Raw genomic sequence first — 12,676 nt, forward strand, 5'->3', positions numbered from 1 at the left:
CTGATTAAATATGAGAGGTAAAGAGCTTGCTACAAGAAAAACGAAGTCATTTGAGATCTTTGATAAGATCGCTGGTACATACGATTTACTAAATCATATCCTTTCATTTGGTATTGATATTTACTGGCGTAAGGTGGTTATTGCCAACCTTCCAAAGAAAGAAAAGCTTCAATGCCTAGATCTTGCATGTGGAACGGGGGATTTAACAATTGCCCTTGCCCGCGCAAAAAACGTCGAGAGTGTAACAGGAATTGACCTGTCGAAAGGTATGATTGAGATCGGTAAGAAAAAAATTGTCGCAAAGAAATTAGATCATAAAGCAAAGATGCACATTGGTGATGGAGTTGAGATTCCAGCGGCCGATGAGACATTTGATGTAACAAGTGTAAGTTTTGGTATCAGAAACTTTCCTGATTTCAAAAAGTCTCTACAAAATATGTACAGAGTTATTCGCCCAGGTGGAAGAAGCTTTGTCCTTGAATTTTCAATTCCAAAGAACTTCGTATTTCGTGGCATCTACTTCTTCTACTTTAGATATTTACTACCGTTTGTAGGGAACTTAATTTCAAAGCACAAGGATGCCTACACTTATCTAAATCAAACTGTTGAAGACTTTCCATATGGACAAGAATTTGCAGATGAGATGACAAAGGCAGGGTTTAAGAATGTTAGATTTATTACTCTAACATTTGGAATTGCCACTCTTTACATTGGAGAGAAGTAATTGCGTTTATCTGCTAACAACCTTCAAATTGATATTATCAATGCCCTGATTAAGCTTGATTGCTCAAGCGAGGATTTAATCAAAGGTAGTGAATATAGCCTCTATAAGTTTGAAGCTGGTTTTAATAATATTTCATCAATTATTGATCACTTTCAAACTTTTAAGAAGTTTTACTTTTTAAATAAAGACAAGGACACAGAGTTATTAGCATTAGGCTCTTGGCGTGACTTTAGTTCTCTTTATCACTACGAAGATATTGAGCGCCTAATAGAATCTCATGACTTCTTAAAAATCTGTGGAGCACAACGTTTTAAAGCTGAAGCAGACTCACTTGAGTGGCACGGCCTTGAAGATTGCTCTTACTTTGTGCCAAAGGTCTTAATTGAATCAACTCCTCAAGGCGTTGACATTAATGTGATTCTACCAAATTCTTTCTTTGCAGATGAGCAAAATAAGAAGCAAGCTCTACACGAGCTAGCGATCACTTTAGATCCAAACCCAAAGCATACCCTTACAGATTATAACCATATTACGAAGAACGTGTCTGAAACGAGTAAGAACCAGTGGAATAAAATTGTTAAGGCCGCAGTTTCAAAAATAAATCGCTCACAGATATCAAAGATTGTTCTCTCAAGAAAACTTAAGGTTTCTTTTAAGAATCCAATTTCTTCTTATGGACAATTTAAGACCCTAAAAGAGAATAATAGTCACAACAGCTACAATCTCTTATTTCAATTTTCGCCTCACCAATGTTTCTATAGTGTCACACCAGAGACTCTATTTAAACTTGATGGCAGAAAGATCTTTATTGATAGTCTTGCAGGGACGACAAAAAGAGGTGCAAATAAACAAGAGGACGATGCTCTTGAACAAACACTTCTAACAAATACAAAAGAGCTAGAAGAACACAGGCATGTTTCTAGTTATATTGAAGATACACTTGCTAATCTTGCAAGTGATATTGAAATCACAAAGAAAGAGCAAATCTTAAAGCTAAAGTATATTCAGCATATTCATACTAAGTATGAGGCCGTCTTAAATGATAATGCAAAACGTAGTGACTTGATCACTCACCTGCATCCAACTCCAGCTGTAGCGGGACTTCCAAAGCCTCTAGCAATGGACCTCATTAGTGAACTCGAGACAAATTCGAGAGGACTCTATGCCGCACCAATTGGGTATTTTTCAAAAGACAGAACTGAATTTGCTGTAGGGCTAAGGTGTGCTCTTGTGGATAAAACAGACCTTCATATCTATGCTGGTTGTGGAATCGTCAAAGACTCTTCAGCTGAAAAAGAATGGAATGAAACCACAAATAAAATGAAAAACTTCACTGAAGTTATCAAGGCCAAATCATGGACAAATTTCCAATAACAGAAAATCTTTCAAGACTTTGGGCATCCATTATTGTTGATGAGTTAGCAAAGAACTCAATTACACAGTTCTACACGGCACCTGGTATGCGTAATGCCCCTGTTCTTGCAGCTGCTCACTACCATGAGTTAGTTGACACATTCTCATACTTTGATGAAAGAGCATTAAGCTATAGGGCCCTAGGGCGCTCAAAGGTCTCGGATTCAATTCCCCTACTGACTTGTACTTCAGGTACTGCCATGGCCAATTTCGCACCTGCCATTATTGAAGCGAATAAATCGGGGCTTCCACTAATCATACTGACGGCCGATAGGCCAAGTGAGTTAGTTAAGACTGACTCGAATCAAACCATTGACCAACTAAGTGTTATCGCTGATCACACATGTTATAACCTAAGTTTAGAGGCACCAAATGAAGCATTAAGTGCCACAAGACTTAGAACTTTAATTTCAACGGCCATTGGAAGAGCAAAGATCAATAAGAGACCAGTACATATTAACCTTCCTCTCAGAGAGCCACTGGACTCCACTCCAATGCCTATTTCTAAAGAATATTTAGAAAAGGCATTAGTAAGCTTTAACGCAAATGGAGCAAAGGTTATTTCAAGTGCCTATCAAACTTATCAAATGGAGTTTGAACTAGGACAAAAACTTGTTGAAGCGAAAAATATTCTTCTTGTTATCGGAAAGCTTGATGGGAAAAAAGATCTTGAGCACTACCAAGATGCCCTAATGAAAATCAAAGTCCCAAAGTATCTTGATCTTACGAGTGGACTTAAGTATCAGTTCTGCTTAGAAGACTACCTAACACCTAATTTTGATCATCCAGAAGTCTTAGATGTTTATGAGCAAAATCCACCAGATATCATTATTCATATTGGTGGCCGCTTAGTTTCTAAGCACTACTATAATTACTTAGAAAGAAATAATTGTGAGCTAATCCACGTGACAAATGTGGACTTTGATCATGACCCTGGTTTTTCGAATACACATAAAATTATCTGTGACCCACTGTCATTTTTAAATGGGCTTGTTAAGCTTGAATTAAATCAGGCCCCACCTGTTATGTGGCATGACTTTGTCGAGAAGAAAAGGACCATCATTGAAGAGGAAGAGCTTACTCAACCTTTTATTTCTAAGAATATCATTGAAAATATCGATGACAATTACGACCTACTAGTTGGTAACTCAACGATTGTACGCAGTTTTGATAACTTTGTGTCTAGCAACTACAGATCAAATGTTAATGTATTTAGTAACCGCGGTGTAAGTGGTATCGAAGGCTTTGTTGCAACTCTTGTTGGGCTTAGTGATGAGAATGATAAACCAAAACTTCTTGTTCTTGGTGACATTTCATTTAAACACGACTTAAATTCTCTTTACATGCTTGAAGAAGCGGCCAATGCCGGAAAGAACCTAACAGTAATTATTATTAATAATTTCCAAGGTGATATTTTTAATCTTCTTCCAATATCAAAAGAAAAAGAATTTCTTCCACTTCTTACAACGCCACACCAAGACCGATTCGATCGTCTAATTAAGGCATTTGATGGGCTGACCTATCAGTGCTGTGAAACGAAGAATGACTTTAATAAGCTTGTGGCAGATGCCTTAAGTAGTAAAGGAGTTAATATCATCGAGGCCATCACTAATAACGAGTCGAACTTGGCACTCTTTAAAAAATTAAAAACAGTAAAAAGGTAAAATAATGAGTCAACTTGTAAAAGGATTTATAACTGCAGCAAGGCCCAAGACATTACCGGCCGGAGCCTCTCCGGTTATCATGGCCACGGCAGCGGCCTATTTTGATCAAGGCGATGTTAGTTGGATTATTTTTATTATTACTTTGATATGCACTCTCCTTTTACAAATATCTTCTAATCTCATTAATGACTATTATGACACCCAAACAGGTGTTGATACACAAGAACGCATAGGCCCACAGCGTGTGACAAGCACAGGCCTTGTAAGTCCACAGACAGTAAAGAAGTTCTTCATCGCTACACTTGCCATGGCCTTCTTGCTTGGAATCTTTCTTATGAATGTTGGGGGACTTCCAATTGTCATTGTTGGCCTTACTTCAATTCTTGGAGCTTATGCCTACACAGGTGGCCCTTTTCCGCTATCTCACTATGGACTTGGAGAGCTCCTTGCTCTTATCTTTTTTGGCAATATTGCAGTTTGTGGTGCGTACTATCTTCAGGTAGGTACAATTAATGATTCAATTATACTTCTTAGTTTCTATCCGGGACTGCTAAGTGCGGCCATTATGGCAATTAATAATGCTCGTGATATTGAAAGTGATAAGGCCGCAGGCAAGCTAACTCTTGGTATTTTACTTAATAAAATGGTTATGAAGAATGCCTCAAGCTGGCTACCTTTAATATTTGTTGCCATTGCTTTTGCTATCTTATGCGGACATTCTCATCTTATTTTAAGAAGTGGCCAGGCCATGGCCCTAAATCTTATCCTTCTCATTTTAACTTTAGTATTTTTAAAAACATGGACCTACCCGATTAAAAATAGGCCATCACCGGCCTATAATGAAAGCCTTGCCAGAACAGGTAAATACCTTTTCATTTCAACTCTTATTTATAGTGGGGTCATGTGGCTAAGTTAGTTCTTAGACCTATATACAAAGAAGTTCATAATATGCGCCTAGCTCTTAAGGCGCGTGCTAAAGAATATAAGAAAATTGATTATTTTGAAGTGGAAGTCTCTATTGGGGAGGAAGTCTTCACTTCCTATATCACCCAATTTGCCTTCTTCTATGAATATCAAGAGCTCGAACACGAGTATGAGATCGACTACCCTCTTGAAGAATTTATCAAAGGTGACTTATTTGAAGCTCCTATAATTAATGAGAAGGAAATTCCAAATAATGTTATCTTGGCCTTTGAATATGCTCTCATTAAGTACTACCGAAAGGTAAATGGTAATCATGATTATTTTAATCAGGCCAACAGCGTGAGAATAAATTTACTTTTCCAAAAGGGCCTAGACTTAAAATTTAATTCTCATGATATTTTAAAATATAAAATTTCAACAAACTCCAATACTCATGATGTAATTGCAGACCTAAACTCATTGGCAGCAAAAGGTGTTAAACTACGCCTTGACGGAAACCGTAGTCTTGATAGTTCAGTTTTGGAAAGCATCCTTTATAATCTAGAGCCTCAAACAATTGATGCTATTGAGTATATTGAAGAGCCATTTAGTGATCTTGGACTTTGGGCCCAAAGCCTGTGGAGCGATCGCATTGCCCTAGCACTCGACGAAAGTTTTGAATTTCAATTCAGAAATAATATTCCAGAGGAAGTTCAGCATATAATTCTTAAATTTGGTGTGAATATCAATGTATTTGAGTTCTTCCAGCTAAGACGCGACAAGAGAAATTGGCAGATAATAGTCACTAGCGGACTTGAGTGCCCTCAATTATTTAACTTTGTTATTCATTTAGCAGCTTTAGAAAATAATTCCGCAGGCCTTTCGACCTTCAATTTCTATCAAAATGGGTTAAAATTATTTAAAGAATTTCAACCTGAAAAGAGTTTGCTAATAGCAAGGCCTCTTTAATTTTTGTGTTGAAGAGTTTTAACAAATTTTAAGGAGAAGTTATGTTTAAAGTACTTGGTCTAACGGCCCTGTTAGTTATGGGATCATGCTCATCGTTTAATTCACACCACTCTGGTAAGTCTTGTGATCGTGCGCAAAAGAGCTGTTGCGCTAAAAAGAAGAAAGACTGCAAAGACTCTAAGAAATGCGATGGAAAGTCATGTGATCGCAAGGTCAAAAAAGCTAAGAAGAAGTCTTAATAATCGATTCTATCGATCATGTAATAGAGGGCCTGCACATTTTGCAGGCCTTTTTTTTATCCCTATTCGAGTTATAATATTGGCAGGAAAAGGAGTTTTTCATGAAAAAAATTATCTCTCTACTTACCCTGTCTACATTAGTTTTATTTAGCGCCTCGTGCTCTTCAAGCACAACTCGTGATGTCGCTTCTGAGCGAAAAGATTGTAAGGAAACATCTGTTCCTGACTACGAACAATATTACGAGAATTACGAAGACTGTAATCAGCTCTAATTTACTACAAAGACAAATTTATATTGTAAGTAATTCATACTTAACACAATTCTGTTTTTACACTTTGTCACTTAATTGATACATCTCTCTTATTAATTCGCCAATTTATAAGCCTATTTGATAAGAGAGAGTAGACAATGTTTAAAAGATCCCTACTAATTTCACTATTACTACTTAGTAGTATTACGGCCCAAGCCTACGACTTCAACGTTCGTGCCTTTATGGTTTTAGACCTAATGACACTTGAGAAGATCGGTGGCAACAGCACACGTGCTGAAATGGGTTACGGAACTGCTGATATTAAAGTTTATTTCAACCACGAGCAGTGGAGTGCAAAGTTTAAGCTTGATATTGATGCAACAGAAGAAGCAGGGACAACAGTTGACCTGATGGAAGAGGCCCTACTAACTTACCGCTTTAATAATAAATGGAAGCTAACAGGTGGTAAGGGTAAAGTTCCTTTCTATACAATGCACTTTGGTATCACTGAAAGAAACCTAATGGACGGTGGATACCTAACTCAAACATACTCAGGAATGAGAGCTGGATACTTCAAAAGAAAGTATCTTCTAACTCTTCGCTACGGTGGTTGGAGACAAGGTCAAACTCACGATGTGACTTTCTTTGGTTCAAACCAACAGGTAAGACGTGACAGAGATAACCAGTCTATTCCATACCTTGGTGGTGATCCGGCTTCAGAGCTTTCATATGACACTGAAAGAACTTTCAACACTAACTTCCAAAGAGGTTTTGCTTATAAGGGACGTTACAACCCTACTCAAAATCACGAGATCATCGTAGGTGCTTTCACTTACTGGCGTGATATTGATCCAGAAGCAGATCACGGATACTCACTTGCCTACCAATATGAGAATAATAGCTGGGCATTTTGGACTGAAGGACTATTTGGTTACTTCTCAAAGCATCCAAATGATCGCTACGCAACTCTTAAACAAGAGACATATAATGCTCAAGTTGGTTTCCTTTATAAGATCGACGACAAATGGGCAGCTGGTGTTAACGCTGAGTACTCATTCGTTTACGACCAAGCTCACGATAAGAATGACTACTCAGCTGATCCTACTACAGGTTTTGGCCAGTCGAGATACAACGACGGTAACGTAAGTCGAACAACAATCTATAAGCTAGATATCGGTGCACAATACAAACTATCAAGAAAAGTACAACTTAATGGTGGTTTCCTTGTTGAGCGCCAACTAAGAGAAGAAACAAATACATCAACAGATGGAAATGCGGACGAAACGAACGGGTACGCAATTAACTTCTCACTAAGTACTTGGCTATAGGCCCAGTACTTAGAGCTTAAAAGTTTTACTTATTTAAGTTATCTTAACTAACAATCAATACGATACATCTCCTAAAATAAATTCATTTAGGAGGTGTTTCGTGGCCATCGAACAATTTATCATTATTTTATTTATTGGTGCCATCTCTGGCTGGCTAGCAGGAAGTCTCTACCGTGGAGAAACCTTTGGCCTTGTGGGCAATATCATAGTGGGCATCATGGGCTCCTTCGTAGGAAGCTTCACATTCCACCTGGTAGGCTTTGCAAGTTATGGCCTTATAGGAAGTATCGTTATCTCCACCATCGGCGCAATTGTCTTTTTAGCGACTCTCCAGCTCTTGCAAAAGTTGTGAAGATATTGAGTAATATCTTCTAATTATCTGGTAGACTAATCGCAGACCTGTGACTAAAATACGCCACATGGGCCTAATGTTTATATTTCCAGTATCAAAAGAAGAAAAAGATCGTATCACTATCAACGAAGAGGGATTAACTCTTAAGACCTACGGACTACCGATGGTTTTTTGGGGCTACCTTCTAGCAGCTGCAACAGTCGTTATTGCCATGTTTATTGGCGTTAAGGGACCGATGATTAAGCTATATAACACTGGTGATAGTATCAACCAGGCACTCGTTATTGCTGTAGCGGCCACACTATTTCTAATTCCATTTATTACACTTTGTTTCTATATGTATGAAAAATTCATTGTAAAGCAAGGTGATAAGCTTATTCTAAAGCACAGAATTTTCTTCATCCCAATATACAAGAAGGTCTATAAGCTAGAAGCAAAGGATGCTTTTTCAATTGACCACTTTATGGACTCTCCAAATGTGGCAAAGATGAAGCAAGATCCGACAATGCGTGGATTTGAAAATAAAGGCTACTTTCAACTTTTTGCGAAGCTTGAAAATGGGAAGTATATTTTTGTGGATCGTTCAAATAGAAAAGCAGACCTGAAAAAGATTCAGGCCCTGCTATCGGAATTTTAATTAGATTCTTTGTCGTCTTCTTTATAATTTTGACGAATTGTTTTAGGGCGACGTCCGCCTCCTAGGCGCTTTTCTTTTGAGCTGTCACGTCCTTCACGCTCCCAGTGGTTCTTCCAATCCTCTTTTTTAGAGTTCTTTTCTTCCCACTTGGCCTGGCGCTCAGTCATAACCTTTTCAACTTCGTCTTTCTTTCTTACTTTGAAGTTTCCAGATTGCTTAAGCTTTGAAAGTTTCTCATTTACAACTTTCTTATTCTTAGCTTCACGCTTGGCCTCAACACCTGCTTTCGTGTGCCCTGACATATCCACTGTAACTTCACCGTTAACGATTGTCTGGCATGACATACGTTCTTTAGTGATGTGGAATACATTCCCTAAAAGTTTTTGCTCAACTTCCGTCGGCTCATTTAGGTTATCTGCTCCAGCAGTGATTCTCACAATACAATCAGTACATGTACCATGTCCTCCACAGCTAGAGTTAACATAAACTCCATTCTTTTTCAGATGCTCTAATAGAGACACCTCATCATCAACGTAAATTGTCTCATTTGATGGAGTAAGATTAACTTTGAACATTTTAAGCCTTCATTAAATTTATTGAGAACGAATAACTCGATTAAACCGTCTTCTTGATCTTATTCTCAATGGTTTCTAAAATTTTTCCTTTAAGAGGCTTTAGCATAAAAGATAGGTCAAGATCAACTAGACAGTAAGAATCTTCAAACTTTAACTTCAATTCAAAGCCTTTTCCTTTAGCTTGCATGGAAAAATTACCATCATTTGTTGTGACATCAGCTTTTACGTTGAATTTTGCCACGTATTCAGGCGTTACGGCCTGCTTCCCTAGATTATAAGCTTCCTCTTGATTTGAGGCCTGACTATAGTTTACCTTTAAACTCATCGTAATAATCCTTATTGTATTTTTTTACTTTGTTCCTGTTGAGCCAAAGCCTCCGGCCCCTCTTTGAGTATCAGTTAACTCATCCACGGCCGAGATTCTGGCCTGCCAAACTGGTGCCATAACCATCTGAGCGATACGCTCACCATGCTTAATAATGAAGTCTTCTTTACCAAAATTTCCAAGAATGATCTTAACTTCCCCACGGTAATCGCAATCGATTGTCCCTGGTGAGTTAACAACAAGAAGGTCTGTCTTAAATGAAAGTCCCGAACGAGGTCTGATTTGAACTTCATACCCATGTGGGATCTCAAAGCTTAAACCAGTTGGAACAAGAACACGAGCACCTGGAGTGATAACTAGGCTATCTTTGTTCTCAAGGTGAGCACGAAGATCTGCTCCAGCAGCTCCAGTTGTTTCATATTGTGGAAGATCGAAGCTAGAGTCGTAATGCTCTAGCTTCTTAACTTTTAAATCAACTACTCTATCGATCATAAGTCTCAATCTGCCTATTAGTCTTTTTTGTCACCACGTGGCTTTCTGTCACCGCGAGGTTTTCTGTCACTTCTTGGCCTACGATCACCTCTGTCACCGTCTCTTGACTCACGTGGTTCGCGCTTAGGAGCATCTTTTTGTGCTTCAGCTTCAGTCTTACCGTCTTTTCTCTTAAGAGCTTCAACTGCTTTGATAGAAAGCTTCGCGCGTCCCATTTTATCGATTTCAAGAACCTTGATCTTGATGTCTTGACCTTCATCTAAGTAGTCAGCTGCATCAGTGATTCTTTCTTCAGCGATTTCAGAGATGTGAACAAGTCCACCAACACCTGCAGCGATATCAACGAATGCACCATAGTCTTTAAGAGAAGCAACTTTCGCTTCATATACTTTTCCAACTTCAGGGCCATTCATTTGTAGAGCAACTAGTGCCATACATTCATCAATCATCTCTTGGTTAGTTGAGATGAACTTAGTTGTTCCATCTTCTTCAATTTCAATAGTAAGGTCGAAATCTTCTTGAAGCTTCTTGATATTTTTTCCACCAGGACCAATAAGGCCACCGATTTGATCTTGCTTGATCTGCATCGTCTTCATTACAGGAACACCGTCCTTAAGAGTCTTTCTCTCTACAGAGATTGTCTTTGCCATCTCTTCTAGGATGTGAAGACGACCTTCTCTTGCTTGTGCCATCGCACTTTCAACGATCTCTTTTGTAAGACCTGTGATCTTAATATCCATTTGAATTGCAGTGATACCTTCAGTCGTACCAGCAACTTTAAAGTCCATATCACCTAGGTGATCTTCATCACCAAGAATATCTGTTAGGATTTTAAATCTTTCACCATCTGTTACTAGACCCATAGCGATCCCTGCAACAGGAGCAGTTAAAGGAACACCAGCATCCATAAGGGCCATTGAACCTGAACACACAGAACCCATTGAAGAAGAACCATTAGACTCTAGAACCTCACATACAAGACGAGTTGTATAAGGGAAGTCAGTTGGCATAACTGCTTTAAGAGCACGCTCAGCTAGGTTACCGTGACCTTGCTCACGACGTCCTACACCACGTACACCACGGGCCTCACCTACAGAGAATGGAGGGAAGTTATAGTGTAGGTAGAATTGGTCTTCTTTTGTACCGATAATACGGTCACTCATTTGGGCACCTTTACTACCACCTAACGTTACAGCGGCCATAACTTGTGTTTCACCACGAGTAAATAGAGATGATCCGTGTGGAACCTTTAGAATATCTGTTTCAGTTTCGATTGTACGAACTTCAGCAAGACCACGACCAGCGATACGCTTGTCTTCATTAAGAATATCACCACGTAGCATTTCATACATTAGTTCATCAACACCTTTGTATGCTTCTTTTCCAAAAGCATCGTCTTCAGTAAGACCAAAAGCTGCTGGATCAGCTGCCATAGCATCTTTAACCTGAGTCTCGATAGCTTTAACAGCTTTTTGTCTAAGAAGCTTGTCTGTAATCTTAAGTGCTTCACGTGCTGTTGCAGTGAAGTCAGCTCTGATTTTTTCAAGCATTGTTTTATTTGCAGCAGCAGATACGAACTCACGTTTTTCTCTACCAACTTCTTTTTGAACGTCTTTAAGGAATGAAACAAATCCTTCGATCTCTTTTTGACCGTAAAAGATTGCATCAAGTACATCTTGTTCAGGAGCAACTTTCGCTTCCCCTTCAACCATAAGAATTGCGTTGTCACTTGCAGCAACAACGATTTCCATATCTGATTCTTCCCACTTATCTTGATCTGGGTTGATAACGAATTCACCGTCAATACGACCAACTTTACAAGTACCAATAGGTCCTGCAAATGGAATATCTGAAATTGTAAGAGCTGCTGAAGCACCGATTGCTGCAAGAACCTCTGGGTCACCTTCTGGTGAGTAAGAGATAACTGTACAAGAAATAACAGTGTCAAACATATACCCTTCTGGGAATAGTGGTCTTAGTGGTCTATCAATTAGACGAGCATTTAGAGTCTCACCTACTGAAGGACGGCCTTCTCTTTTTAGGAATCCACCAAGGAATTTCCCTGCTGAATAAAATTTCTCAGTGTACTCAACTAGAAGTGGGAAGAAGTCTTGCCCATCTTTTACTTGAGTTGCAGAAGTTGCAGTAACAAGAACCTGTGTACCACCACTAGTTACGATAACTGAAGCATCTGCTTGCTTGGCCATACGGCCAGTTTCGATAGTAATATCTTTACCACCGAAGTTGTAAGTAAACTCACGTTTGTTGTTTAACATAAAAACTCCATTTTATATTTTTGAATGTATTAAGAATTTTTTCTTTAAGAATTGAGGATGATCTTGAGAAATCCAAAGAATATGAAAACTTAAAAACCTTATTCGACTTGTGAGTTCTTAAATTTTAATATCCCTTAAATCCCTAGACTGTCCTTGTCTACTTATCAAAAAAATTCGTTACTTAATTTTAACTTTATAAATAAAAAAAAGGAAGCATAAAGCTTCCTTTCTTTTTATTTGGCTTACTTTCTTAGACCAAGTTTCTTAATAAGTGCTTTGTAGCTTTCTTCGCTGTTAGTAGCTACATACTTAAGAAGACGACGACGACGTCCAATCATCTTAAGAAGACCACGGTTAGATGAATAATCGTGGATGTGTGAACCAAAGTGAGCTTTTAGGTTGTTGATTCTTGTTGTAAGAATAGCAACTTGAACCGCTGCACTTCCGCTGTCTTTTTCACCTGCACCAAATTCTTTTCCGAATTCAGCAACGATTGCTGCAGTTTCTGCTTTTGTAATCATAATTTTC

At 38.6% G+C, this 12,676-nt stretch carries 15 protein-coding genes; 10 read left to right on the forward strand and 5 right to left on the reverse strand.

Going from position 1 to position 12,676, the window contains the following annotated elements; genetic code table 11:
- Positions 1–10: 10 nt before the first annotated feature.
- The 10 genes from ubiE (at position 11) to ABMA76_RS05570 (ending at position 8,480) form a co-directional block, all read left to right on the forward strand.
- Positions 11–724, forward strand: coding sequence for a bifunctional demethylmenaquinone methyltransferase/2-methoxy-6-polyprenyl-1,4-benzoquinol methylase UbiE (gene ubiE / locus ABMA76_RS05525; RefSeq protein WP_392908263.1), 714 nt, complete (start codon positions 11–13; stop codon positions 722–724).
- On the forward strand, positions 725–2,098 hold the full coding sequence (locus ABMA76_RS05530; protein ID WP_393061085.1) for an isochorismate synthase MenF: 1,374 nt from the start codon (positions 725–727) through the stop codon (positions 2,096–2,098).
- Positions 2,080–3,801 carry a 2-succinyl-5-enolpyruvyl-6-hydroxy-3-cyclohexene-1-carboxylic-acid synthase gene (gene menD, locus ABMA76_RS05535; RefSeq protein WP_392908259.1) on the forward strand — a complete coding sequence of 574 codons (1,722 nt, stop codon included), beginning with the start codon at positions 2,080–2,082 and terminating at the stop codon, positions 3,799–3,801. Before ABMA76_RS05530 ends, menD begins: the two co-directional genes overlap by 19 nt.
- A 4-nt stretch (positions 3,802–3,805) precedes the next feature.
- Positions 3,806–4,717, forward strand: coding sequence for a 1,4-dihydroxy-2-naphthoate octaprenyltransferase (menA, locus tag ABMA76_RS05540; protein ID WP_392908257.1), 912 nt, complete (start codon positions 3,806–3,808; stop codon positions 4,715–4,717).
- Positions 4,705–5,673, forward strand: coding sequence for a hypothetical protein (locus ABMA76_RS05545; protein ID WP_392908255.1), 969 nt, complete (start codon positions 4,705–4,707; stop codon positions 5,671–5,673). Before menA ends, ABMA76_RS05545 begins: the two co-directional genes overlap by 13 nt.
- Before the next feature lie 41 nt (positions 5,674–5,714).
- Entirely contained in the window at positions 5,715–5,912 is a 198-nt protein-coding gene (locus ABMA76_RS05550; RefSeq protein WP_392908253.1) for a hypothetical protein, read from the forward strand.
- Positions 5,913–6,013: 101 nt separating this feature from the next.
- Positions 6,014–6,184, forward strand: coding sequence for a hypothetical protein (locus tag ABMA76_RS05555; RefSeq protein WP_392860807.1), 171 nt, complete (start codon positions 6,014–6,016; stop codon positions 6,182–6,184).
- A gap of 137 nt (positions 6,185–6,321) precedes the next feature.
- A complete protein-coding gene (locus ABMA76_RS05560) occupies positions 6,322–7,491 on the forward strand; it encodes a hypothetical protein (protein ID WP_392908250.1) in 1,170 nt (389 codons plus the stop codon).
- Positions 7,492–7,591: 100 nt separating this feature from the next.
- A complete protein-coding gene (locus ABMA76_RS05565; protein ID WP_021266560.1) occupies positions 7,592–7,843 on the forward strand; it encodes a GlsB/YeaQ/YmgE family stress response membrane protein in 252 nt (83 codons plus the stop codon).
- 76 nt (positions 7,844–7,919) lie between these two features.
- A complete protein-coding gene (locus tag ABMA76_RS05570; RefSeq protein WP_393061087.1) occupies positions 7,920–8,480 on the forward strand; it encodes a hypothetical protein in 561 nt (186 codons plus the stop codon).
- Here ABMA76_RS05570 and ABMA76_RS05575 read toward each other — a convergent pair.
- The 5 genes from ABMA76_RS05575 to rpsO form a co-directional block, all read right to left on the reverse strand.
- Positions 8,477–9,055 carry a 2Fe-2S iron-sulfur cluster-binding protein gene (locus ABMA76_RS05575; RefSeq protein WP_392908245.1) on the reverse strand — a complete coding sequence of 193 codons (579 nt, stop codon included), beginning with the start codon at positions 9,053–9,055 and terminating at the stop codon, positions 8,477–8,479. The genes ABMA76_RS05570 and ABMA76_RS05575 overlap by 4 nt on opposite strands.
- Positions 9,056–9,095: 40 nt before the next feature.
- A complete protein-coding gene (locus ABMA76_RS05580; RefSeq protein ID WP_392908242.1) occupies positions 9,096–9,380 on the reverse strand; it encodes a hypothetical protein in 285 nt (94 codons plus the stop codon).
- Between the two features lie 24 nt (positions 9,381–9,404).
- Positions 9,405–9,872 (reverse strand): dUTP diphosphatase, encoded by a 468-nt coding sequence (dut, locus tag ABMA76_RS05585; protein ID WP_392908240.1) that lies wholly within the window; start codon positions 9,870–9,872, stop codon positions 9,405–9,407.
- Between the two features lie 17 nt (positions 9,873–9,889).
- Positions 9,890–12,148: a polyribonucleotide nucleotidyltransferase gene (gene pnp / locus ABMA76_RS05590; protein WP_392908237.1), complete on the reverse strand. Its 2,259-nt coding sequence runs from the start codon at positions 12,146–12,148 to the stop codon at positions 9,890–9,892.
- A 242-nt stretch (positions 12,149–12,390) separates the two neighbouring features.
- Positions 12,391–12,669, reverse strand: coding sequence for a 30S ribosomal protein S15 (gene rpsO / locus ABMA76_RS05595; RefSeq protein ID WP_392908234.1), 279 nt, complete (start codon positions 12,667–12,669; stop codon positions 12,391–12,393).
- Positions 12,670–12,676: the final 7 nt, after the last annotated feature.

This window comes from Halobacteriovorax sp. ZH5_bin.2, assembly GCF_043196375.1.
Classification (GTDB): Bacteria; Bdellovibrionota; Bacteriovoracia; order Bacteriovoracales; family Bacteriovoracaceae; genus Halobacteriovorax_A.